Source organism: Sporosarcina sp. ZBG7A, from assembly GCF_000813425.1.
Lineage (GTDB): Bacteria > Bacillota > Bacilli > Bacillales_A > Planococcaceae > Sporosarcina.
This window is the reverse complement of sequence record NZ_JWIB01000025.1, coordinates 1-23687: the sequence shown is the minus strand read 5'-3', so window position 1 is coordinate 23687 and position 23687 is coordinate 1. Positions and strand designations below refer to the sequence as shown.

The window sequence follows — 23687 nt, the reverse complement described above, 5'->3', positions numbered from 1 at the left end:
ATGAATATATCGATTGAAGAATTGAAAGAGCTGATGGCAAACAAACTCACACAAGCGGGGCTGCAACGGGATGATGCGGAGATAGTTGCAGACGTACTTGCACACGCAGACGCTCGAGGTATTTTTTCTCACGGAGCGATGCGGACTGAATACTACGCCGAACGAATTGCTAAAGGCGGCATTACCGTAAATCCAGACAAACAATTTAACCAAACAGGACCGGGTACTGCTGTGCTGGATGCCGATAACGGCGTCGGGCATGTAGCTGCGAAAGATGCAATGACTCGAGCAATTGACATGGCTCGGGAAAACGGAACAGCCATTGTCGGCATTCGTCGTATGAGCCATAGCGGTGCCATGTCGTACTTTGTCCAACAAGCAGCAGAAGCGGGAATGATTGGAATCTCCATGTGCCAGTCCGATCCAATGGTCGTTCCTTTTGGCGGAGCTGAACCGTATTTCGGGACAAACCCGATCGCGTTCGCGGCTCCAGGTGTAGGTGATGATAAGATCATCTTCGATATGGCAACAAGCATTCAAGCATGGGGGAAAATTTTGCACGCTCGATCAAAAGGCGAATCCATTCCGGATACATGGGCGGTAGACAAAGACGGTGTACCGACGACAGATCCATTTAAGGTCACGGGATTGCTTCCGATTGCTGGACCAAAAGGCTATGGTCTTATGATGATGGTAGATATCTTGTCAGGTGTGTTGCTTGGACTTCCGTTCGGAAAACACGTGTCGTCGATGTATCACGATTTGACGGCGGGACGTGAACTCGGACAACTCCATATCGTGATTGACCCAGGTGCGTTTACAAGTTCCGATCTGTTCCGTGCCAATATTTCCGGCATGATGAAGGAATTGAATGAGGTGAAACCAGCTCCAGGGTTCGATCAAGTGCTGTATCCTGGTCAGAACACAACACTTCAAGAACAAGAGTCTTTGAAGAATGGTGTGGAGATTGTAGATGAAATCCTTGAGTATTTGCGTAGTGACGTTGTGCACAATAACCAATATGATCATAAGGATCCTTTTGCAAAATAAACTAGATGGCCCACTTTGTGTGGGCCATCTTTTTTTTGATGATTTTTCTCATTGTCGATTAGTTTGGAGCGGTTGCTGTTCACTCGCAGGGAATTCTCGATCACTCGTTCGCATTTATCCGACACTTAAAGTGATTTCTCCGACACTTGCGAAAATTTCTCGATAACGGGACACAATTCAAGTATGTTATAGGACTTAATTGGTAGCTCTTTCCTTATCTTTCGATGGGCTAACTAATCGTTGAAACTATTTTAGAGGAAATTGGCAACATCACCGTTTTCAAAGATTATCCCACAAAAAAACAGCACAGCGAGACAACTGCTGTCCCGCCACACTGCTCGGATAATCACACAATTTTGGCCTGTCTTAACATGAATGCCCGTAGCACTTCTGCACCCTCCAACAATTCTTCCATGGATGTGTACTCTGCTGGGTTATGGCTAAGCCCATCTTTGGACGGGACGAAGATCATGCCAGTCGGACAGAACGCCGCCATATTCATAGCATCGTGCCCTGCACCACTTGGCATTTCTAGCCACTTCACTCCTCGTTCTTCACAAACCGCTTTGAACCCATTCACAATGTCAACATCCATTTGAACCGGTTCTTCACTGGAGATTGCGTCCATCCAAATGTCTAAACCACGTGCTTCGGCTACTCCTTTAACCGCTGTTTCAAGTGCATCCACGACACGTTGCCGCGATTCTGTGTTCGTTCCTCGGATATCGACGTCCATTTCCGTTGCACTTGGTACGACATTCATCGCTCCGGGTTTTATTGAAAAAACGCCTACCGTACCAACAGTACCATGCGCAAGCTCTTCAAAAGCTGCCCGTTCCACGGCTAGTGCAATTTCAGCTCCACCAAGCAGTGCATCATGTCGGTAATCCATCGGGGTTGTCCCCGAGTGATCGGCCGTTCCTCCGACGTGTACGTGGAATCGGACAGGCGCGGCAATGGCAGAGACGACCCCAATAGACGCTTGTTGCTTCTCTAGCACAGGTCCTTGCTCTATATGAAGCTCCACAAATGCTTTGAACTCATCTTGGAAACGCATGGCTAAATGGACTTCTTCCAGATCGAGTCCATTCTCTTCAAACGCTTGCATAAGAGTAATGCCATTTCTGTCTGTCAATGACCGGGTATATGCCGGATCCAATCGTCCTGACATCGCTTTACTACCTAGTGTGGAGGCTCCGAAACGCGAAGACTCCTCGCACGCGAAGATAATGACTTCCATTGGATGCTCGGTTTCAATATTGTCATCAGCAAGCGAGCGCATCACTTCAAGTGCAACGAGCACACCAGCGGTTCCGTCAAATTCTCCAGCTGCATAAACCGAGTCGATGTGTGAACCCGTTGCTACTACAGGCAATTCAGCTGCTGCGCCTTCACGTCGTGCAATGACATTTCCCGCGTAATCCGTGCGTACAGTGAGACCAGCCTCTTCGAACTGATGGATCATATACTCTCTCGCATTGCGCTCTGTTTCGGTATAAGCAAGCCGGTTGATGCCTTCTCCCTCGTCTGTAAACTTCGCAAGCTCTTCAAATGACTGACGCAATCGCTCCAGCTTCATAGCAATTCCCCTTTTCATATAGGTACGTGATGCAAATGAATTTACAAAAAATTCGTTCACTCCTACTGTAAAGTATCGCAAGTTCATAGAAAAAAATCAAACCGACTTTCCCATTTAACTCCAGGGGATGGTTTAATAGTTCATGTGTTAAAACATTAAAGTCGATTAATTTCATTTCCGGACTAAAGTCTATGTTTTTTTAAGTATATTTGTTAAAAAACTTATACATGATTTAATTTACAACAGAAATACTAACCTATTATTATTCATTAATTCCGTAAAATCACACTAACTCTATTCTCTATGGTCTGAATAAAATATTTCATTAAGGATCACTTTCGCTCTTTTTAAGTTTCTGGAATCAAGTTTATTGAGCATTTCCATGATCTCATACATTTCTTCAGCAACAGGGTAAGAATGGCTGGCCTTGTCGGTGTTTAGCTCTTCATTTTCATTTATCTGCGCCATCCTTGGACTATGTTTAATTTTATCCTCGTTTGTCGTAGGATTTAACCAAGACGTATGCAGCGCATCGAGTAGTACATTGAGGATAGTTCCCAATTCTTCTTCGGTATAACGTTGTAAGAAACGATTGATTTCACTATCAATTTGATGATGTAAATCTTGATGTAACAGACGTATCTCTTTGCCCAACGGAGTGGTACGGAAAAGAATTTCTTTTTTGTTATCTGGAAGATATTCCACGAAGATAATTTCTTTTTCTACAAGTTTTCTCGTAATTTTGGAGACACTTCCCCTCGATATCCCGAATTGCTTCGAAATAGTTATTCCGTTTACAGGCTCAAGCCTTCCAATCGCCTCCAGAACATGAAACATCAAAATAGTCATTTCTTTCATTGACTCTGTAACAACTAGATTTTGGCTATTCTGCATCAACCACTTTTTTTCTTCGTCATCTTCAGATTGAAGTTTATGCTGCATATCTTTTGCGGTTTCCCATACTTCTATGATTAAACGATCTTTATATTGGTTTTTACTTTTATTGTCCATTGATGTTTTTCCTCCAAAGGCTAACTTGATACCATTATACCAATTGCAAATAAACAAGCAACAATAATTGTTTCTGGGAAACATTATTGACAAAGAGCAGGATATCAACTATTATTGTTTCCTGTAAACATTATGTTTCCAATCAACAATAATAAGAGAGCAAGACATGTTTCATGCAGTATGATGTTCGATTAGATAGTGCATCACTAAGCTGAAACGTCTTGTTCGCATTCTACAAGATTTTTGGAAAAATCCAGTGAGGATGCGTAGAAATTACAACCATTTTTTCTACATCTCACACCAAAATATAGGAGGTCAATTCATTTGACAGGAAAATACGACATCGATGTCCTCATAGCCGGCGCTGGACCGACCGGGTCTACACTCGCGGCAGATCTACTTCGACGCGGCCTTAGTGTCAGACTGGTAGACAAGGCACCTCATTCATTCAAGGGCTCGCGTGCAAAGGGAGTCCAACCGAGAACCCAGGAGGTACTTGAGGACCTTGGCGTCCTGAAAGAAGCTCACTCTGAAGGAGGAGCCTATCCTCTTATGGGGATTCATTTTGGACCGATTACTGTACCATTGCGGATGCAGAAACGAAAAAAGGTTACTCCTGATGTGCCGTACCCGAATGTATTATTACTGCCTCAACACCGTACCGACGCTATCTTGCATCGCCTACTTGACAGTCTAGGGCTGAGTATTGAGTTTGACACTGCGATTATTGATTTTGAACAGGATAACAACGGGGTGACTACAACACTCTCTTCTGGAGAGAAGATTCGAAGCAGGTATCTTGTAGGAGCTGACGGTGGTTCTAGTACAGTCCGCAAGGCTGCTGGTATTCGTTTCATGGGAGAGACCAACGAAGCCGACCGTATGCTTATCATCGATGGGACAATAAACGGACTGTCACGCAACCGATGGCACGTATGGCCGCGAACCCATGGGAAGCAGGTCGCAGCATGCCCACTCCCTCACTCTGATCAGTTTCAAGTAATGATTCGTCTGACACCGGAGGAATCGGCTGATTTGGACGAAACTGCATTAGCCGTCAAGTTCCAATCGCTCACAGGTTTACAGCTCCAGGATATCACCTGGACCTCAGTGTTCAGACCTAATGTTCGACTTGCCGAGCAGTACCGATCTGGCAAGGTCTTTCTGGCTGGCGACGCCGCTCACGTACACACACCCGCTGGCGCTCAGGGTCTAAACACCGGTATCCAGGACGCTTACAACCTCGGCTGGAAACTTGGTCAGGTTATAAAGGGTGCACCAGAGAGCCTCCTAGAAAGCTATGAAGCCGAACGACAGCCGATTGCCGCACGCGTTCTTAAAAAATCTAATGAACTTTACTCTGAGATTGAGAAGCAGCATCTTTCCGGGCTTAAACGTGGAGATGAGGAACGACAGCTTGGAATCTCTTACTACGGCGGACCACTCGCCCCTACCAATAGCTCGGCCACTAAAACCCTACACGTTGGAGACAGAGCACCAGACGCTCCTTGCACAGGACCAAAAGGTTTAAGTCGCTTATTCGAGCTATATCAGGGGCCGCACTTCACCCTGCTAGCCTTTGGAAGTAACCCGATCAAAGGATTCTCTGAGTTTGAGTCGAGCTGGCCAATTGGTGTTGGAGAATTACGTTGCTATGCCGTTGGTAACGGTCTCGAGGTTGACAACAATCGCCTCGACGACACAACCGGCAATCTGAGCAGTATTTACGGCATCACTGGTGAAACATTAGTACTAATCCGACCGGACGGTTACATTGGCAGCATTATCACTAACGACTGGCTAGCCAACTTCAACAACATTGTCAGCACGTTTGCCACACATTCCAATACGAGTAACTCGAACTGAAATCACTAAGTAAATTGGTGAATTATACAGGGTGTATCTGCATTTCCCATCATTCAGTCAACAAAAATCCTTCTTTCGCTAATTTTCAAATCTAGCGAAAGAAGGATTTTTAAATGACCTTAATTTAAAATAAACAACTTTAGTATCCTTGCTCAGTTCATCCATTCCATAATCACGAGAAAAATGCCGGTTGCAAATAGCGCAACGTGTCCGATACAAAACTTAGGAAATAGCTTCCGCGTCATTTCCTTTTCAACATCTGTTTCAATAGAACACGTCATACAGCGAAACTTGTCAACAATACGCTTCACTGAGCTTCTCCACGAAGAGCATTTTGAACACCATCAGGGTCAAAACCTAGAATCCAAACGTCATTCAATTTGGTCTGGGGAACACCCATCTGTCCAGTTGTTTTTACGAGACGTTTTCCTGCTTCTTGATCCAATGAAACGTTGACAGTCTCATATGTGATTTTCTGTTCGTCCAAATAATTCGTCATCATCGTGCAATAAGGGCACGTAGAAGATACGTAAACAGTTGCTTGTGGTGTCATAACAAACACTCCTTTTGATTTAATTGCCTTCATCATATACCCCTTAAGGTATTATTTCAACCTATCTGCTCTCTTCAGAAACAATTGTCCTCCTTCTAAAAAAGATAATTCACTGCAATAGGGTGTCTAGCAGTGTTAATTGTTTCGATTGAGGATTCTTAACAATTTTCTTCCATATATCGCAAGAACTTAAGACTACCAAAAGTCCCTATTTATTCATACACGTTCTTCAGCAATTCTCCCTCAAAAAAAAGCCGGCTCACAGAGAATCACATCACATCTCTGAGAGCTAGCTTTTAGAAAATCACTTTTTAAGAATGTACAGGGGTTTCTTCTCCTTCTTTTATATCCTCTTTATGTTTTTCCGTACGACTAATGAGCGTCGTACCTACGAGGTCACCCGTAACATTCAGTGCCGTCGCTCCCATTCCAATCAATGCATCAATGGACGTAAGTAAAGCCACCGCTTCAATCGGTAAACCTAGCTGTACAAAAACCGTTGCAATCATTACTATTCCTGCACCAGGGACACCTGCAGTTCCAATAGAGGCAAGCGTTCCGATCAAGACTACCATTAACATATCCGTCAACGACAGCGGGTTACCTGAAATATTTGCAGCAAAGACGGCAGACACAGCAATTCGAATCGCTGCGCCATCCATATTGACCGTGGCACCTAACGGCAAACTAAATCCATACAAACTGCGTGGTAATCCTAAATCATGAGCAGCAGTTAACGATAATGGCAACGCGCCCGCACTACTTTGCGTCACAAAAGCTGTTGTAATCGGAGTTCGAGCGTGCTTGAAAAACGTTAGTGGGTTCACTTTAAACAGCAGCATCGCGACAATATACAATACGATTTGCGCAAGTAATGCTGCATATAGCACGCCAATCATGCCTCCAAGTGAAAGAAGTGTGTCGGCCCCTTGGCTCCCCACCGTCTTCGCCATAATTGCAAATACACCAATCGGAACGTATTGCAAAATCCCTTTGAGGATGAATAATGAGGCTTCGTTCAGCGCACTAATCGTTTTCAACAAATGATTGCCGAGTTCATTGAATCCTTCTGAACTGCGCATAGCAGAAATTGCAATACCGAAAACGAGTGCTGTAAAAATGATTCCTAGTAAATTCATTTCTGTGAACGCAGTGACGATATTTGACGGAACAATATTCAGTAACACATTGACGATGCCGGGATTATCAGGTACATCAAACGACTCACTTCCGTCCAACTTCATGCCAGATCCAGGTTGGAACAATGTTGCAACCGCAAGTCCTACCACAATTGCAACCGCAGAACTGAGCGTGTAATAGATGAACACTTTTCCACCCATTCGACCGAGATTCGTAATTGTCGTCTGATTCACACCGACGATGAGCGTAAAAAGGATAAGAGGAATAATTAAGAATGTCAGAAGACGGATCAGTAAATCGCCAAGCGGCTCAAATACACTCGCTTGCTCGCCCATCAGCAATCCAACCACAATTCCGAGGATTAAAGCTATCGTTATTTTAAGAATTAAAGATGCATTCGCATATCGGTTCCAGAGTGCTTTCATGTATGTCGGCATCTCCTTTTCTCTATATTTCTGATTAATCCCTATCTGCTTACTAGGGAATATAATAGTCTACATTAATGCACAGAAAAAAGGTTGTCAATGTCTCTGCTCAATACGGCAGGGTGTATTCATTACTTCCCTATCTAATGCACATGTAACCCCACGACATGGTACAATAATCAGCAAACATTTTGATAACTAGAGGTGAACGGAATGAAAACAAAGCGATACGACATGAAAGGGAGCTCGATTTCAGGAATTACTATGAAAGACTCCAGTGCTCCTGAAGAGAATAACTTGGCGTTACACGCTTGTCTGGATCCAGCAGCTGTTCTCAAAAACCGCGAAACGCTCGCATCTTCACTCGGACATTCAACAAGTGATTTTGTCTACTCAAACCAGACGCATAGTGCCAATTTCCACAAAGTCACTCGTGCGGATCGTGGGCGTGGTGCAACTGAGCAAACCACCGCAATTCCTGATACGGATGCTCTGTATACAAATGAGCATGGCATCGTTCTCGCTGGATTCATGGCGGATTGCGTTCCCGTGCTTCTTTCAAATGAACGCGCTGGTATCGTTGGCGTTATTCACTCGGGCTGGCAAGGCACTGTCAAAGAAATCACACCAAAATTGCTCCAACATCTTATTGAACATGAAGGATGTCGTCCAGAAGACTTCGAGATACTGATTGGACCTGCACTTAGCCAAGACAAGTTCGAAGTGGACGGTGATGTCTATGAGAAATTTCATGCACTCGGCTATGCGAAACCTTGGATTTCGTTCAACGAAACAACCGGCAAATACCATATCGATAACCAACAGACTGTAAAAACTCAATGTGAACTCGCAGGTATCCCAAGTGCTAATATTACAATCGATCCGATATGTACGTTTCAAAGCGACGATGGTTTTTCATATCGTCAAGACAAAAAGGCAGGAAGACATCTCGCATTCATCGGATTAAAGTAGCCGGGCGGAAAACGCTCGGTTTTTTAGGTTTGTGCCCCTTCCTTTAGCAACAACGCATAAAACAATTGAACCGCTGAGCTAAATCGGGTGGGATCCAATCCCGTTATATCTGAAATACGTTTAAGTCGGTACGAGAGCGTATGACGGTGAATCCTAAGCACATTGGACGTATTTTGGGCATGAAGTTCATGTTCCAAATACGCTTGAAGTGTTGCTATCAAATTCTCATCAAGTTGTCCCAATACCCTCTCAACGTATTGCGTATGCAAGGGTTGTTGATATGCCCCCATCAAGGCACGCATTTCAATTGTTTCAAAATCACTGATGACTTCATTCACCACACCAAATTGAATTGCGTGCCGGGCAGATTCGTAGGCCAATACGATGTCCTCTTCTACAAACACCGTTTTACCAATCCCAACCTTGAGGAGGGAAACACCTTTCTGTTTACAAACATGCTCCACCCTTTTTTTCACCAGTTCCCGATCCACCCCCCATATTAGAAATGGCAAGGCATGTCCATAATCAGCTCCTGACAACACAGAACGAATTCCCATAGTTTCTGCTAGCCAATCCGCAAGATGATTTGGTGTACGGGTCGCCTCGTTTTGGTGAACGATCAGTACCATAAACGGACCTTCCAGAGAAATGGCTAGCATCTTCATCCTATCCAATGTAACTCCTGAAATAGGAAGTCCGCTTATTAGTTCTTTAAATACCAATTCCCCCGCAGTTCTCTTCCACTCCGATTCAGAAGTCAATAACGATTGATGAACCATCATTTCCGTTGTTAACTGGACAAGGGGCGCAACATCTCGTAACTCTTCTACGAATCCCGTTATCCCAATAACGCCAACTAATCGAGATTTATAGTGAATTGGTAAATTCACCCCAGGTTTTGAACCTGGCCATTCCTCTAGATTATCATTGTCTATCCACAATGACTTTCCCGTTTCCGCAACATGGGCTGCTCCCTCATGAATTCTATCCACCCGTTCCCTTTCCCCTGAAGCTAAAATCATTCCATTCGTATCCATCACATTCAAATTTCGGGTCAATCTAAGCATCGTCTGTTCCACAATTTCCTCAGCAAGTCGCTTGGTCAGCATCTTTTCACCTCTACGTATAAAAAAAGTATTTTAATTTATGTAATATATATACACCTAGTCTAATGTAATTAGATTATTCTGTACATATAATAATAGACATCAACTACTATTCGATAGGAATGATGCCTGTATGAAAATACTCGTTGCACCAGACTCCTTCAAAGGAAGTTTGTCTGCACTACACGCAGCGGAAGCGATGGCTGAAGGAATCCGAGAGGCTGACTCTACTAGCGTGCCCATCTTATTACCTGCAGCTGATGGTGGCGAAGGGACGATGCAAAGCTTAGTCGACGCAACAAATGGGAGATTTGTTTCTCTTCACGTTGAAGGACCACTTGGCCATCTCATTCCAGCAAGATACGGAATACTTGGGGATCGTTCGACTTGTGTAATTGAATTAGCAGAAGCTTCCGGTCTTATGCATCTTACAAATCAGGATCGAAACCCACTCATTACATCATCATTCGGGACAGGACAGTTACTCGTCCACGCGCTCAATGAAGGTTATCGTCATTTCATAATTGGACTAGGAGGAAGTGCCACAAATGACGGCGGTGCCGGTATCTTACAGGCACTGGGAATGAAGTTACTCGACTCAAATGGAGAGGAAATCCCTAGGGGTGGGGCTGCACTGCAGCAGTTGCACACCATTGATCCATTCTTTTTTGACCCACGAATCGCTGAAAGTACATTTCTAATTGCAGCGGATGTTACCAATCCATTTATTGGACCAAATGGGGCTTCAGCAGTTTTTGGACCTCAAAAAGGGGCATCTAACGTGGATGTTGAACTTCTCGATAGAAGTCTTTCCAATTTCGCAGACATTATAGAGCAACAGACAGGAGTTTCTTTACACCAGACACCAGGAGCAGGTGCCGCTGGCGGTGCGGGTGGTGTGTTTCAAGTGTTTTTCCCAAGTAACTTCCAATCCGGTATAAATATCGTGCTGGAAACACTCCATTTTGATGAACATTTGGAAACTGCAGATCTTGTCATCACAGGTGAAGGTCGTTCTGATAGTCAAACCTTTTCAGGGAAAACTCCCTATGGAATCGCACAGGCAGCACAGCAAAAAAATGTCCCTGTAATACTTGTATCAGGAACAATTACACCAGATTGTCGGTTTGCACTTACTGATTTGTTCGCAGGAGTGCACGCAATTACTTCTGATAGCGTCACAGTAGCTGATGCGATGTTGAATCCATTTAGAATGCTGAAAGAAACTACGAAACAAGCAATTCTGCACTTTAAAAATAAGGAGGAATGTTAAATGTTGTTTGCTATGATCATTTTAAGTGTTGTTCTCATTATCTTTTTAACAGCAGTCTTGAAGGTCCATCCGTTCTTATCATTACTTGCAGGGGCATTTTTCATCGGAATCACATCTGGAATGCCTCTACTAACCGTCGTAGACACTGTTAATGAAGGTTTCGGCGGATTAATGAAAGGCATTGGGATTGTCATTGTTTCCGGTACCATTATCGGCGTCATCCTTGAAAAATCCGGGGCCGCTTACCGCATGGCAGAAGTTGTCTTACGCGTAATTGGTGAAAAACGACCTCAACTTGCGATGTCACTCATCGGTTATATTGTTTCAATCCCTGTATTTTGCGACTCAGGATTCGTTATTTTATCCAGTCTAAAGAAAGCGCTTGCAAAGCGAGCTGGTGTCACGATTGCATCCATGTCTGTCGCATTGGCAACTGGATTGTTCGCGACACACACACTGGTGCCGCCTACGCCTGGACCTATTGCAGCTGCAGGAAATATCGGAGCTGAAGGTTATTTAGGTGTGATTATCATAATCGGACTGATCGTCGCAATTCCAGCAACTGTGGTCGGATACTTATGGGCTGTAAAAGTCGGCTCCAAAATAACTGTTCCTGAGGATGAGGAATCCATTACATTCGACTATGATGAAATCGTCAAATCTTTTGGAGAGATGCCTTCTGCGTTTAAAGCATTCCTACCTATTGTCTTACCAATTATTTTAATCGGGGCTGGTTCAGTTGCTAAGCTAACAATGGGAGAAAGTGGATTCAGCTCATTGCTACAGTTCATCGGTTCGCCTACCGTTGCTCTACTTTTCGGAGTCCTCGCAGCGTTTTTATTACTTCCAAAATGGAACGAAGAGACACTTACAGGTTGGATTGGTGATGGCCTCAAAGAAGCGGCTCCTATTTTACTGATTACTGGAGCTGGGGGTGCATTTGGTAAAGTGATTTCTACTTCTGGTGTCGCGGAATTGATCGGGGAAATGAATTTCACTGCACTTGCAGGTGGTGCACTATTCCTACTAGTTCCGTTCCTCATATCCGCTGCTTTGAAAACCGCACAAGGGTCTTCTACTGCAGCGTTGGTCATTGCATCTACATTAGTGGCTCCGTTACTTCCTGCAATGGGAATTGAAGGAGCGATTCCACTTGCACTTGTCGTTATGGCGGTTGGAGCTGGCGCAATGACAGTGAGTCATGTGAACGACAGTTTCTTCTGGGTCGTGACAGAGTTCAGTGGCATGAAAGTTACAGATGCATATAAAGCACAAACAATGGCGACTTTATTGATGGGTCTCACTACAATTGTATTCACGATGATACTGTGGGTAATACTCGTTTAAAGTTGTTCGCCAATCCGAACAGTGATTAGAACATGATAAGAGGGTTGCTGAAGAATTCCTCGTTATCAAATCACGTATTTTCGATCTTAAAAAAAATGTGAATCGTGCGCACTGAAAAAGCAGATCCCCCTGGGAGTTACTCCTGGGGGATCTGCTTTTTTCATTATATATCCGCTTCCGCAAGTGCTGTTGCAATAGCATCTTCAATTTGGGTTACGGGTCCCGTAATGTAATTGTTTATCATAATAGAAAAAGCAAGGGGTGTTCCTTTTTTCGTCGTCACATACCCTGACAATGTGGATACACCTGTGATCGAACCTGTTTTCGCTGCTACATTCCCTTTTGTCGATTCCTCTTTCATACGATTGCGAAGTGTTCCGCCAACCATGCGATCCGCTTCACCTGCTAGTGGTAGCGATTCTCTGAAAGCCGGATACCAAGATTCTTCTTGAGCTCGAACTAGAAGTGTCGTCAACGTTTCGGAGGAGACTAGATTTTTGTGTGACATACCGGAACCATCGCGTAGCAGAACCGTATCTTTTGCGATACCGAGTCCTGCAAGTGTTTCAGACATTACCGCAAGACCAGCGTTCCAACTACCTTCTCCCTTCTCGACTCTTCCCATCTCCTTCACGAGCATTTCTGCGTGCCCGTTGTTACTCAGCTTCATGAATGGAATGTAGATTTCGTTCAGCGGCATAGACTTCTTAGTTGCAAGGATTTTCGCGTTTTCAGGTGCTACAGCGCGCTGAAGTCCTTTTTTTCCAATCACTTGAATTCTTTCTTTTTGCAACGCACTTCGGAATACATCGAGCACAAGCTCCGATGGTTGCCAAACAGCCGTCCATGAACGTGAACTTGAGGCATCGACTGGAATGGAACCTTCTACAATTATTCGATTCGTCCCATGTTCACGATGGATGGAAATCTTCTTTTCCCCACCTTTACCAACAGTAGTCGCCTCATTTACAATGACAGACGTCTCCGTTTTGGGTGATAACGAAACGGAAGGGAGCTCGCCCGCTTTTGCCCCAGGCTTTACTTCCACAATGACTGTCCCTGTATCATAATCTTCATTCGGCGAAAGCGTAAGAGCTGATACTTGTGCTCCCACATAGTTGAATTCGTCCGACCAATTCAAGTCCTGGGAATACCGGTCATCGTCATACCAACTGTCATCTGCAAACAAATTTCCTTTGATGGTTTTGATGCCTTGTTGTTTCAACTGATCTGCAAACTTCACGAGGTCGCTTTGAAGAAGTGTCGGATCTCCTTTCCCTACTAAATACACGTCCCCTTGAAGAGTAGATCCTTTCTGCTTACCCGTCGTTGTTACTTCCGTTTCGAATCGATAGTCTGGTCCAAGCACATCTAAAGCCGCGGCACCTGTCAGCAATTTCATATTGGAAGCAGGTCGCAATCGAATATCACTCATATGCGAATAGATCGATTCACCAGTAGTCGCGTTTCGGACACTCACCCCCGTTATTCCCCCCTGCAATTTCTGATCCGCTAGTATCACGTCTAACTTCTTGGATAACGCAACTGATGCATTCGCAGGTGGTGTAATTAAAGCAGCCGAGGCAGCGAGTGCAGGAATCGTTTGCTCATAAGCAATTGGAAGATATGCGACAGCAACTAATAGTGCAAATAAAAGAAGTTGTTTTCCCTTTTGTTTTTTTAACATTCAACACCAATCCCCTTCGATTTTTCTTTAGTATATCAATTATTTGGTAGAATAAACTGTTACAATAAAGAATAATCAGAATTTAATGAGTTAGTTACAGAACACGGGCTAGGTCGCCTGTCCCATAAATCATCAACTGGTATAGTTTATGTACGTTAGTGCTGGTGTATGAGCTGGAGGACACGATACTTTCTGTAAAACATTAAGTCCCTGGTTGAGTGCAATCGGGTTCTGGCTTTAATCGGGCGGGTTCTCCTCTGAAACGAGCGGGCTCCGGCTCTAATCGAGCAGCTTCTCCTCTGGAACGAGCGGGTTCCAGCTATAATCGAGCAGGGAATATGAAAGGGGCATTTATTATGAGAGAAACTACTCAAGACGAAACCGTCAACGAACCAAACGATGGGATTCACCTTGTCGTAATACTTGTCATCGCTAGCATCGGCGCGTGGCTGCATGTATCCAATTGGATCATCTCTGGAATCGAGGCAGCCTATTTTGCAATCATCTTCCTTTTTGTTGATAAAAAAGGATGGCGTATGTTAGTGAAACTTGCAGGCGCCCTACTCATTCTCTGGTTTCTTCAAAAATGGCTATTTGGTTGATTTCCTTTATCACGACACATAAAAAAGGGCAGCTGTGTCTACTAGCACACGGCTTCCCTTTTTTTTCATCTCACGATTCTGTTTCCCACTCAGCAATTGCTTCACGTACTCTTGGAGCCACTTCTGCACCCAACAAACGGATTGCACTCATCACTTCGTCGTGTGGCATAGAACCTACCGGAACGTGAAGTAGGAACCTTGTGATCCCAACCTCTTTCCGCAACTTGATAATCTTTTTCGCCACATAATCCGGATCCCCTACATACAATGCCCCTTCCAGACTTCGTGCATCATCAAATGCTTCACGATCATAAGGCGCCCAACCACGCTCTTTGCCTATTACGTTCATGGCGTATTGAGTAGACGGGAAAAATGCATCTGCTGCACCGCGAGTCGTTTCTCCGACAAATCCATGCGAATGAGATGCAATCTTCAATTTCGACAGATCATGACCTGCTGCAGCTGCAGCCCGCTTATACAATTGAACAAGTGGCGCAAATTGCGTGGGACGACCTCCAATAATCGCAAGTACAAGTGGTAGTCCTAACTTTCCTGCACGTACAACGGACTCCGGATTGCCCCCACTGCCAATCCAGACTGGTAGTGGCTCTTGCACGGGGCGTGGATATATACCTCTACGATCGATTGACGGACGGTGTTTTCCATCCCACGAAACCACTTCCGATTCACGTAACTTCAATAACAAATCCAATTTTTCATTAAACAACTCATTATAGTCCGATAAATCCTGTCCAAATAAAGGGAACGATTCGATGAACGATCCCCGACCCGCCATAATTTCAGCTCGTCCGTTAGAGATTCCATCGAGTGTCGCAAAGTCTTGAAATACGCGTACTGGGTCTGCAGAAGATAATACTGTAACCGCACTTGTCAGCCGAATATTAAAAGTTTGGGAAGCCGCTGCAGCAAGCAATATCGCTGGTGAAGATGCAGCGTAATCTGCCCGATGGTGCTCCCCGACACCAAATACATCAAGGCCAACCCTATCCGCCAGCACAATCTCCTCGACCACTTCCCGCAGTCGTTCTGCATGACTTTTCAACTCTCCAGTTTCCGGATCTGGCGTTGTTTCAACGAACGTACTAATTCCTATCTCCATCGTTTCTTCCTCCTAAGTGCATCGCTAGTTTCTTTATTGTACTCGTCCATGACCAGAAATGGTGAAACAAACAACTGATTATTAGCAGTTTCCAAAAATACGAAACTATATGCTCTTCTATACGTACACCTTACTATGGACTTAGTCTTAACAAGACTGTACAAAAAAAGGAGGAAACACCATGGAACCCACTCCTATCGTTGAATTGAAGAATTTATCTAAAACGATCCGTGGAAAGAAAATTATCGATGATCTAAGTTTGCAGCTTTATCCTGGACAAATCACAGGCTTTCTCGGTCCGAACGGTGCAGGTAAAACGACCACCATTCGAATGATGGTCGGGCTGATGAAAAAAAGTGGTGGAGAAGTTGTGATTGACGGACAAACGCTTTCCGCAGACTTTGAAGAAGCCCTCTCTAAAGTTGGCGTCATCGTCGAAAATCCGGAAATGTATAAATTCATGTCCGGTTACAAAAACCTGCTACACTTTGCGCGCATGCAAAAAGGGGTAACGAAAGAACGTATTGATGAAGTCGTGAAACAAGTTGGGATGCAAAATCGTATCCATGAAAAAGTTGCGACCTATTCACTCGGGATGCGTCAGCGCCTTGGTCTTGCTCAAGCCTTGTTACACAGGCCCAAATTTTTAATACTGGATGAACCGACCAACGGACTGGATCCTGCAGGGATTCGTGAGTTTAGGGAATACTTGCGACTGATCGCTAAGACAGAAAATGTTTCTGTTTTCGTATCCAGCCACATGCTGTCAGAAATTGAACTCATGTGTGACCGGATTGCCGTCATTCAAAACGGAAAACTCGTTGACCTTCGTGATATGAGTGAATCTCAAGAAGCTCATTATTACGTGGAAGCTTTTCCTGCTGATCAAACCTTTGAACTCCTTAGGTCTCTTGGATTCAAATCAGAAAGTGTCAACGAAGGGTTCGTAATTCAAGCTGAAAAAACACAAATTCCAGAACTCGTCAAAGCGTTGTCAACAGCTGGACTAGAGCTATATGCAATCCAGCCACATCGAAAAACACTTGAGGACCAATTCCTCGAATTGACAGGAGGTGGCCAACTTGCTGAAACTGCTTCAAAATGAATGGATGAAACTATGGTCTAAAAAAGGCACTTGGATAATGGCTGGCCTGATGGTCGTACTCATTATCGCCATGGCGGGGATAATGAAATGGTCTGGTAGTTTAATGGATGATGAATCCGACTGGAAACTTAGCACCCAAAGTGAACTGGAAAATGACAAAAATTCATTAGCAAGCGGTATCCTAAAAGGAGAAAGTAAACGACTTGCAGAAGAGAACGTTCAAATCTCCGAATATCGACTTGCAAATGATGTCGCACCACTGAATGATTTTAGCAGAGAAGGTATGATTTACAATCCATCAGTCGGCAGTATTGCACTGTTGCTCACTGTCATCGTCGCTGCAGGCATCGTCGCATCTGAGTTTTCACAAGGGACGATTAAAATGCTCCTGACGCGTCCCGTTAAACGCTGGAAAATCATGACGTCCAAGTACCTAGCAATCTTACTATTTGGCGTTTTACTGATGCTAATCGGATTTATAACGACTATCTTAAGCGCATTCATATTCTTCCCATCAGAAGGCGGGCAAGCACTTGCTATCTCAGGTGGCAACGTCGTGGAAGTTTCCATATGGAGTCATGGACTATACATGTTACTGCTCTCTTTTGTTAACGTAATCATTACCGCAACGTTTGCGTTTATGATTGGTAGCGTGTTCCGCTCAAGCGGAATGGCAATTGGGCTATCCTTGTTCATCTACTTTACAGGAAGCGTCATCGTCGGTCTTTTAAGCAGGTTTGAAATCGTGAAGTACTTGATATTCACACATATGGACCTGACGATGTACGAGTCCAATTACGTCTTGAATGATGACATTACACTGTCCTTCTCTCTCGTCGTCTTAGCTGTCTATCTCGTAGCATTCTTAATTGTCAGCTATACCGTATTTACTAAACGGGATATTACTGCATAATTTATTTTCACCAGTTATTACGGGGGCACCCTCCATAATAACTGGTGTTTTGACTTTTCAACTACTTATCACTATATTTATTGGAAGAAGAGTCCCGAACACATCAAAGGTCACAAAGCGAGTGCTTGAGATCCGAAATATGAGTATATTATCGACTCTCGTTAAGATACATACGAGGTGAAAGTTTCGAAGTGAATAAACTTTTAAAAAACCGGCTACACTTTAGTAAAGTGAGTCGGTTTTTTGCATGGAATAGGACTCTTTATTCCTTGAAGATGCAACAATTCATAGTATTATGTCTGAATTCACGCTGTTGACTTGTAATAAATGTCACAGAAATTTTTCTTGAATTCTTGAAAATTAGTTTATACAGAGCATCTACCGGGTAAAATTTCATAATAAGAGGAGGGACAGAATATGCAGACAGAGTGTGAAAGTTATGTGATGGTTCGTGAGTTACATCACCTAAACGAAGAATATCAACTTGCGCCCACTCAATTAAAATCGATAATCCTCACTGACATCCGCCTGATCGAAGATGCCCTCGACCTTTTGAAAGTTGATACCTCTCCACCAATGTAAGTTTTTCTTGCCCTTTAATCCCGGAAGCTAATGAAGCCATTTATATACCCCATTTACAGTTTGGGGAATGCCATAGAAAACCAGCTCTCCGGCAGTTAGAATTGCCGATTAGAAGCTGGTTTTTGTGTTTTATGAGTGAGCAATTAACGCTTGTTTTTCAGTGAGTTCGACTTCGAATCCGAGGTCTTCCAACATACGAAAGTCTGAATTGTCCTCTTGACCATCCGTCGTTAAGTAATCGCCAACAAATATACTGTTGGCAGCATACATACCCATTGGTTGAAGTGATCGTAAGTTGACTTCCCGACCGCCTGAAATCCTGATTTCCTTCGTAGGATTCATGTATCGAAATAGTGCTAATACTTTCAAGCAATAGCGTGGATTCAGTTCATTTGTCCCTTCGAGCTTCGTTCCGTCAATTGCATGCAAGAAGTTCACTGGAATAGAGTCTGCATTTAACCTGCGAAGGGCACGGGTAATATCGACGACATCCTCTTTCGTCTCTTTCATCCCGATTATTGCTCCTGAGCATGGAGAGATTCCATACTTTTTGGCAATTTCAACTGTGTCCACACGATCTTTATACGTATGCGATGTCGTGATGAAATCATGATGACGTTCAGATGTATTCAAATTGTGGTTATACCGATCGACGCCTGCTGTTTTCAGTTGCTCTGCTTGTTCTTCTTTTAAAATCCCCAAACACGCACACACAGTTAAGCCATACTTTTCCTTTATTTCCTCAACAGCTTCGCTGACAACACGTACGTCTTTTCGTGTCGGACCTCGCCCACTTGCCACGATACAATACGTTCCGATATTGTTATCAAACGCACGTTTTGCGCCTTCTAGAATTTCCTCTTTTGAGATGAATGGATACTTATCAATCGGCGCTGTGGATTTAGAAGATTGAGAGCAATATCCACAATCCTCCGGACAGAAGCCACTCTTTGCGTTCATAATCATATTCAGTTTTACTTTATTCCCGAAGTACTGACGTCGAATCATATAGGCCCCATCTAACAGGGATAAAACGTCATCATCATTTGTGTTCAAAATCGACAATGCCTCTTCATTTGAAAGCTCTTTTCCATCAATGACTTCTTGTGCGAGTGTTTTCCAGTTCATGACGTGCGCCCCTTTTTGTGTGAATGAACTTTTTTAATATCGGATATAATCTTGCCGCGAGTAATCCCGTACCTACAGCAAGCGCAATATCTATAACAAACGTGCTAAAGAATCCAGCCACCAAAACGTGCATGGCATTGGCCGGTGTATCCATCCAGTTATTCAATGCGACATACAAATAAGGTACTCCAATTGCATAAGTAACCGCGGTTCCCGCCAAATTTGCTACGATGAAGTGCTTTCGATTAGGAACAGGAACGCGCTCAATTATGAAGCCGATGACATACGCAGCAGCAGCAAATCCTATTAAGTAGCCAAATGTGGGTTGAAGGAGATACGTGATACCTCCACCTTTTGTGAAAACCGGAAGTCCAGCTAACCCCACGAACAAATACACAAGCTGACTTTGTAGACCACGACTACTCCCTAATAACGTTCCTGCTAAAAAAACAATAACAATTTGTAATGTAAACGGGACAACCGGTAGCGTAATTTTAATGAATGCACCTATTGCTGTTAATGATGCAAAAACTGCAATAAGGGCCATTGAATTTATGCTATTGGTTCTCTTCATACAAGTTGTCCTCGCTCATAGAAAAATTGCTCCATAACTTCTTTCGTCGTATTCACCATCCATTCGATTTCTTCTTCAGAGATTACATAAGGCGGCATGAAGTAAATGATGTTGCCTAGCGGACGTATCAAAAGACCTTTTTTAAGAGCTAGCTGATAAATTTCATAGCCGATTCTTTCATCGCTTGGAAAAGGCTCTTTCGTTTTACGATCTGCCACTAATTCTATTGCACCAACAAAACCGGTTTGACGGTACTCTCCGACATACGGTAACTCGTCAAATGCTGTATGAGCGAGTTCTTGTAATATCTGCTGTTTCGGAACCAACGTTTCCATTACCTGTTCTTCTTCAAAAATGGCGAGGACTTCTTGTGCTGCTCGAAGTGCTAGTGGGTTACCTGTGTAACTATGTGAATGCAAGAACGCCTTCATCGTGCCGTAGTCATCGTAAAATGCGCGATATACATCCTCTGTTGTCAACACTGCAGACAACGGTAAATACCCTCCCGTAATCCCTTTGGACAAACATAGAAAGTCCGGTGTGATTTGTGCTTGCTCACACGCAAAAAGTGTACCCGTTCGTCCAAAACCAACCGCCACTTCATCCGCAATCAGATGTACGTCATATGCGTCACACAAATCTCGTAGCTTTTCCAGGAATATCGGGGGATACATTTTCATTCCAGCTGCTGCTTGAATCAGTGGTTCAATAATGGCAGCGGAAATGGTATCCGCATGTTTCTTGAATTGCTTTTCAGTATCTTGAATACATTGTGCCTGGCATGTTTCAGGAGATTCACCGAATGGACAACGGAAGCAATCAGGTCCTTGTGCGTGAACCACATTAAGAAGTAGCGGCGCATATACGTCGTTATATAATCCAACGCCTCCCATAGACAGAGCTCCAAGTGTCTCGCCATGATAGGCATTCGAAAATGCTAAAAACTGTTTTTTCTCAGGTTGACTAGTTTGGGCACGGTATTGAAAACTCATTTTGAGTGCGACTTCGATGGCAGCAGACCCGTTATCGGCGAAAAATACTTTTTCTAGCCCTTGTGGAGTTAACTCCACAAGTTTTTCTGCAACATGAATAGCAGGCTCATGGGTAAAGTTTGCAAAAATCACATGCTCCAGCTTTTGTGCCTGATCCGCAATTGCCTGGCTAATACGAGGATTCGTATGACCGAACAAGTTGACCCACCAAGATGACACTGCGTCTAAGTATCGATTGCCTTGTTTGTCTGTCAACCAGACACCATCCCCCCGCTCAATGACAATTGGAGGGAAGGTTTCATAGTCTTTCATCTGCGCACATGGATGCCAAATATGTTCAACATCCCGTGCTTGTAATTCTTCATACATCATTGGACATCAACCCTTCCAAGACCGGCACGTCCGTAAAACTTTCAATTGTACGGTTCGCCTCAATAACAGCGGATGGTAATCCTGTAAACCGACGGATTGTATCTATGTTATTTTGCTCTAACGGGGTTTGGTTGAATTGATTGAATACAATCCCTTGCACACTGATTCCACGCGCATGTAACGCTTCAATCGACAACAGTGTGTGATTGATAGTGCCTAGTTTCGTAGAAGCGACAAGGACGACCGGCAATTTCGACACTTCCACCACGTCCAATAATGTCCGTGTTGTACTTGAATGGAGCGGTACATATAAGCCGCCTGCACCTTCGCAAATAACCGTTTCAAATTTCGTTTTTAAATGCTCAATTGTTTGTAGCAACATGTTTTCATCAATCTGCTGCCCGGCCAACTCCGCTGCATAATGCGGGGACGCCGCTATTGGAAAAGAATATGTACTGAGTGAATCGTTGTCCAAGGAATACAAACTATATTCCTTATAACTCGACGTGTCCTGATAATGCCCTAGTTCTGTGTCAGCAACAAGACCTGTTTGGACTGGTTTGTAAGGCGTGACAGTGTGCCCGTTTTTCTGAAGTTCTCTCAAGAATAACGTTGTCACAAATGTTTTTCCGACGTCCGTGTCTGTCCCAACTACCCAAAAGTGTTTCATCATAAATACCTTCTTCATTTATCAGAATGGATTTCATTTGTGTTAACCTGAATTGAAACTAGGTTAACACAAATAGGTTATCACAGTTTTATCCATTCGTAAAATAGTATTAAAAAAGCAGACCGCAAAGAGCTGATTGCTCCTTACAGTCTGCTAGTAGTCTTATTTAGAAAGAGTGATTCCATTTTGAATCTGTTCAAGACTGGAATTAAAAGTTTGTAAGTTACCTATTAATTCGTTAGCGTAATGATTTTCGAACAAGTACCATGTATAGGATGAACGCCATTAAACTACAGCTTATTATAACAATCCCCAATGGCCATGCGGTATGGTCACCTGCAATTCCGACAAGTGGTGAGACGATTGCTCCTCCGATAAATGGCAATAAACCGAGGAATGCAGAAGCACTCCCTGCTGCCTGACTTTGTCGATGCATCGCGAGTGAAAACGATGAAGTCGAAACCATTCCGACACTGGATACGACTAATAAGAATGCAGTTGCGACGATAAATAGTGGTCCTTGTTGCCATATGACGAGCAATAACAGTACACTACCTGTTAACGAAATGAGTACGCCCGTCATCATGAAATTCAGTTCAGATATTTTATGTGATAAACGGCCAGTAATTTGGCCAGCTGCAATGATCCCAATGCCGTTCAACGCGAAGAAAAGAGAAAATTGTTGTGGTGAGACGCCATACATGTTTTGCAGGACAAAAGGAGAACCTGCGATATAGGCAAACATGGAAGCCATAACAAACGCTTGTGTAAGGGCAATTCCCATGAATTGGCGGTCACCGAGTAACCGGCCGAACGTCTATTCCCTTTTCTGCACGGTTCTCAATTGGAAGTGTATCCGGTAAAAACTTCGCAGTTCCAACAAACATCAGTAATCCAATTCCACCAAGTACGAAAAATACTACTGGCCACGACGCAAAACTTAAAATGGCGCCACCCGCGATGGGTGCAAGTATGGGTGCAGCCCCATTGACGATTGATAGCAATGCCATGAATTTTGTGAGCTCGTGTCCCGAGTACAGATCCCTCGCACAGGCCCTCGCGATTACGATACCCGCAGCACCTGTTAACCCTTGAACAAAACGAAGGAGGATGAACGGCCAAATGGACGTCGTGAACGCACAAAGTACTGAGGCAATTGCATAGACCACGAGCGTCAAAACGAGTGGGCGACGTCTCCCGTAAATATCACTTAGCGGACCAAATATGAGTTGTCCCACGCCAAGTCCAATCAGACAAGCCGTCAAGCTTAACTGAACAAGCGAAGTGGATGCGCTCATATCCACTGCAACCGCTGGCAGTCCAGGCAAGTACATATCCATTGATAGCGGGCCAAACGCTGTCAATGAACCGAGTAGCACGACGAGCCAAAGTGTTGGCAGTGGTTTCTTTATGGTAATTGCTTTTGTCATTTCCCCAAATCCTTTTCTATGAAATTCTACGGTGGAGTATACCACACTGCATGTGGTATATGTTGTCGGATAGAAATTGTAATGGGAACCAGCGGGTAGCTTGGCGGGAACGGGCGGGTTCTCCGCCGGAACGAGCGGGTTCTCTGACGGAACGGGCGGGTTCTCCGCCGTGAGATATTTCTCCAAAGTA

General features: G+C 44.0%; 21 protein-coding genes and 1 pseudogene. 9 read left to right on the top strand and 13 right to left on the bottom strand.

The annotated features are described in order from the left end of the window. Entirely contained in the window at positions 1–1050 is a 1050-nt protein-coding gene (gene allD / locus RL70_RS09795) for an ureidoglycolate dehydrogenase (RefSeq protein WP_039043234.1), read from the top strand. Between the two features lie 346 nt (positions 1051–1396). Here the strand turns inward: allD and RL70_RS09790 are convergent, their stop codons facing one another. Both RL70_RS09790 and RL70_RS09785 read right to left on the bottom strand, forming a co-directional pair. Beyond that, positions 1397–2629 (bottom strand): Zn-dependent hydrolase, encoded by a 1233-nt coding sequence (locus RL70_RS09790; protein ID WP_197054105.1) that lies wholly within the window; start codon positions 2627–2629, stop codon positions 1397–1399. A gap of 294 nt (positions 2630–2923) precedes the next feature. Beyond that, complete coding sequence (locus RL70_RS09785) at positions 2924–3640, bottom strand: MarR family transcriptional regulator (protein ID WP_039043233.1); 717 nt, start codon at positions 3638–3640, stop codon at positions 2924–2926. A 324-nt stretch (positions 3641–3964) separates the two neighbouring features. On the opposite strand from RL70_RS09785, the gene RL70_RS09780 reads away from it, so the two are divergent. Then, entirely contained in the window at positions 3965–5506 is a 1542-nt protein-coding gene (locus RL70_RS09780; protein WP_052245893.1) for an FAD-dependent monooxygenase, read from the top strand. A 152-nt stretch (positions 5507–5658) separates the two neighbouring features. Here RL70_RS09780 and RL70_RS17875 read toward each other — a convergent pair whose 3' ends face one another. From RL70_RS17875 to RL70_RS09770, 3 genes are all read right to left on the bottom strand, one after another. Then, positions 5659–5817 carry a hypothetical protein gene (locus tag RL70_RS17875; protein WP_156137960.1) on the bottom strand — a complete coding sequence of 53 codons (159 nt, stop codon included), beginning with the start codon at positions 5815–5817 and terminating at the stop codon, positions 5659–5661. After that, positions 5814–6059 carry a glutaredoxin family protein gene (locus RL70_RS09775; RefSeq protein WP_025784147.1) on the bottom strand — a complete coding sequence of 82 codons (246 nt, stop codon included), beginning with the start codon at positions 6057–6059 and terminating at the stop codon, positions 5814–5816. Before RL70_RS09775 ends, RL70_RS17875 begins: the two co-directional genes overlap by 4 nt. A 311-nt stretch (positions 6060–6370) precedes the next feature. Then, complete coding sequence (locus tag RL70_RS09770; RefSeq protein ID WP_039043232.1) at positions 6371–7624, bottom strand: dicarboxylate/amino acid:cation symporter; 1254 nt, start codon at positions 7622–7624, stop codon at positions 6371–6373. A gap of 213 nt (positions 7625–7837) precedes the next feature. Between RL70_RS09770 and pgeF the strand changes: the two genes are divergently transcribed. After that, positions 7838–8596 (top strand): peptidoglycan editing factor PgeF, encoded by a 759-nt coding sequence (pgeF, locus tag RL70_RS09765; RefSeq protein ID WP_039043231.1) that lies wholly within the window; start codon positions 7838–7840, stop codon positions 8594–8596. Between the two features lie 23 nt (positions 8597–8619). Here the strand turns inward: pgeF and RL70_RS09760 are convergent, their stop codons facing one another. Further along, positions 8620–9705, bottom strand: coding sequence for a sugar diacid recognition domain-containing protein (locus RL70_RS09760; protein ID WP_039043230.1), 1086 nt, complete (start codon positions 9703–9705; stop codon positions 8620–8622). 130 nt (positions 9706–9835) lie between these two features. Here RL70_RS09760 and RL70_RS09755 point away from each other — a divergent pair, with 130 nt between their 5' ends. Together RL70_RS09755 and RL70_RS09750 are read left to right on the top strand one after the other, a co-directional pair. Then, entirely contained in the window at positions 9836–10975 is a 1140-nt protein-coding gene (locus RL70_RS09755) for a glycerate kinase (RefSeq protein WP_039043229.1), read from the top strand. After that, positions 10976–12322, top strand: coding sequence for a GntP family permease (locus RL70_RS09750; protein ID WP_039043228.1), 1347 nt, complete (start codon positions 10976–10978; stop codon positions 12320–12322). Between the two features lie 163 nt (positions 12323–12485). Here RL70_RS09750 and dacB read toward each other — a convergent pair whose 3' ends face one another. After that, the gene (dacB, locus tag RL70_RS09745) at positions 12486–14009 is read right to left on the bottom strand and encodes a D-alanyl-D-alanine carboxypeptidase/D-alanyl-D-alanine-endopeptidase (protein ID WP_039043227.1); all 1524 of its coding nucleotides are present in this window, start codon (positions 14007–14009) and stop codon (positions 12486–12488) included. Positions 14010–14365: 356 nt separating this feature from the next. Here dacB and RL70_RS09740 point away from each other — a divergent pair, with 356 nt between their 5' ends. After that, positions 14366–14611, top strand: a complete 246-nt coding sequence (locus RL70_RS09740) for a hypothetical protein (protein ID WP_039043226.1) — start codon at positions 14366–14368, stop codon at positions 14609–14611. A gap of 70 nt (positions 14612–14681) precedes the next feature. On the opposite strand, the gene RL70_RS09735 is transcribed toward RL70_RS09740, so the two are convergent. Further along, positions 14682–15731: an LLM class flavin-dependent oxidoreductase gene (locus RL70_RS09735; protein ID WP_039043225.1), complete on the bottom strand. Its 1050-nt coding sequence runs from the start codon at positions 15729–15731 to the stop codon at positions 14682–14684. Between the two features lie 181 nt (positions 15732–15912). Here RL70_RS09735 and RL70_RS09730 point away from each other — a divergent pair, with 181 nt between their 5' ends. From RL70_RS09730 to RL70_RS17870, 3 genes are all read left to right on the top strand, one after another. Next, positions 15913–16836 (top strand): ABC transporter ATP-binding protein, encoded by a 924-nt coding sequence (locus tag RL70_RS09730; RefSeq protein ID WP_039043224.1) that lies wholly within the window; start codon positions 15913–15915, stop codon positions 16834–16836. Beyond that, a complete protein-coding gene (locus tag RL70_RS09725; protein ID WP_039043223.1) occupies positions 16814–17749 on the top strand; it encodes an ABC transporter permease in 936 nt (311 codons plus the stop codon). Before RL70_RS09730 ends, RL70_RS09725 begins: the two co-directional genes overlap by 23 nt. 417 nt (positions 17750–18166) lie before the next feature. Next, entirely contained in the window at positions 18167–18331 is a 165-nt protein-coding gene (locus RL70_RS17870; RefSeq protein WP_156137959.1) for a hypothetical protein, read from the top strand. 129 nt (positions 18332–18460) lie between these two features. On the opposite strand, the gene bioB is transcribed toward RL70_RS17870, so the two are convergent. The 5 genes and pseudogenes from bioB to RL70_RS09700 form a co-directional block, all read right to left on the bottom strand. Beyond that, complete coding sequence (bioB, locus tag RL70_RS09720; RefSeq protein ID WP_039043222.1) at positions 18461–19459, bottom strand: biotin synthase BioB; 999 nt, start codon at positions 19457–19459, stop codon at positions 18461–18463. Next, the gene (locus RL70_RS09715; RefSeq protein ID WP_039043221.1) at positions 19425–20033 is read right to left on the bottom strand and encodes a biotin transporter BioY; all 609 of its coding nucleotides are present in this window, start codon (positions 20031–20033) and stop codon (positions 19425–19427) included. The genes bioB and RL70_RS09715 overlap by 35 nt, the downstream gene beginning before the upstream one ends. After that, on the bottom strand, positions 20030–21397 hold the full coding sequence (gene bioA / locus RL70_RS09710; protein WP_039043220.1) for an adenosylmethionine--8-amino-7-oxononanoate transaminase: 1368 nt from the start codon (positions 21395–21397) through the stop codon (positions 20030–20032). The genes RL70_RS09715 and bioA overlap by 4 nt, the downstream gene beginning before the upstream one ends. Further along, complete coding sequence (gene bioD / locus RL70_RS09705) at positions 21387–22067, bottom strand: dethiobiotin synthase (RefSeq protein ID WP_039043219.1); 681 nt, start codon at positions 22065–22067, stop codon at positions 21387–21389. The genes bioA and bioD overlap by 11 nt, the downstream gene beginning before the upstream one ends. A gap of 238 nt (positions 22068–22305) precedes the next feature. Further along, positions 22306–23497, bottom strand: a pseudogene (locus RL70_RS09700) (multidrug effflux MFS transporter). Positions 23498–23687: the final 190 nt, after the last annotated feature.

Coding starts and splice junctions, on each gene's coding strand:
- RL70_RS09735 (WP_039043225.1), bottom strand. CDS start 15,731: ATGGAGATAGGAATTAGTACGTTCGTTGAAACAACGCCAGATCCGGAA.
- bioA (WP_039043220.1), bottom strand. CDS start 21,397: ATGATGTATGAAGAATTACAAGCACGGGATGTTGAACATATTTGGCAT.
- dacB (WP_039043227.1), bottom strand. CDS start 14,009: ATGTTAAAAAAACAAAAGGGAAAACAACTTCTTTTATTTGCACTATTA.
- RL70_RS09770 (WP_039043232.1), bottom strand. CDS start 7,624: ATGAAAGCACTCTGGAACCGATATGCGAATGCATCTTTAATTCTTAAA.
- bioB (WP_039043222.1), bottom strand. CDS start 19,459: ATGAACTGGAAAACACTCGCACAAGAAGTCATTGATGGAAAAGAGCTT.
- RL70_RS09790 (WP_197054105.1), bottom strand. CDS start 2,629: ATGAAGCTGGAGCGATTGCGTCAGTCATTTGAAGAGCTTGCGAAGTTT.
- RL70_RS09715 (WP_039043221.1), bottom strand. CDS start 20,033: ATGAAGAGAACCAATAGCATAAATTCAATGGCCCTTATTGCAGTTTTT.
- RL70_RS09750 (WP_039043228.1), top strand. CDS start 10,976: ATGTTGTTTGCTATGATCATTTTAAGTGTTGTTCTCATTATCTTTTTA.
- RL70_RS09785 (WP_039043233.1), bottom strand. CDS start 3,640: ATGGACAATAAAAGTAAAAACCAATATAAAGATCGTTTAATCATAGAA.
- RL70_RS09760 (WP_039043230.1), bottom strand. CDS start 9,705: ATGCTGACCAAGCGACTTGCTGAGGAAATTGTGGAACAGACGATGCTT.
- pgeF (WP_039043231.1), top strand. CDS start 7,838: ATGAAAACAAAGCGATACGACATGAAAGGGAGCTCGATTTCAGGAATT.
- allD (WP_039043234.1), top strand. CDS start 1: ATGAATATATCGATTGAAGAATTGAAAGAGCTGATGGCAAACAAACTC.
- RL70_RS09775 (WP_025784147.1), bottom strand. CDS start 6,059: ATGACACCACAAGCAACTGTTTACGTATCTTCTACGTGCCCTTATTGC.
- RL70_RS09755 (WP_039043229.1), top strand. CDS start 9,836: ATGAAAATACTCGTTGCACCAGACTCCTTCAAAGGAAGTTTGTCTGCA.
- RL70_RS09740 (WP_039043226.1), top strand. CDS start 14,366: ATGAGAGAAACTACTCAAGACGAAACCGTCAACGAACCAAACGATGGG.
- RL70_RS09730 (WP_039043224.1), top strand. CDS start 15,913: ATGGAACCCACTCCTATCGTTGAATTGAAGAATTTATCTAAAACGATC.
- bioD (WP_039043219.1), bottom strand. CDS start 22,067: ATGAAACACTTTTGGGTAGTTGGGACAGACACGGACGTCGGAAAAACA.
- RL70_RS17870 (WP_156137959.1), top strand. CDS start 18,167: ATGCAGACAGAGTGTGAAAGTTATGTGATGGTTCGTGAGTTACATCAC.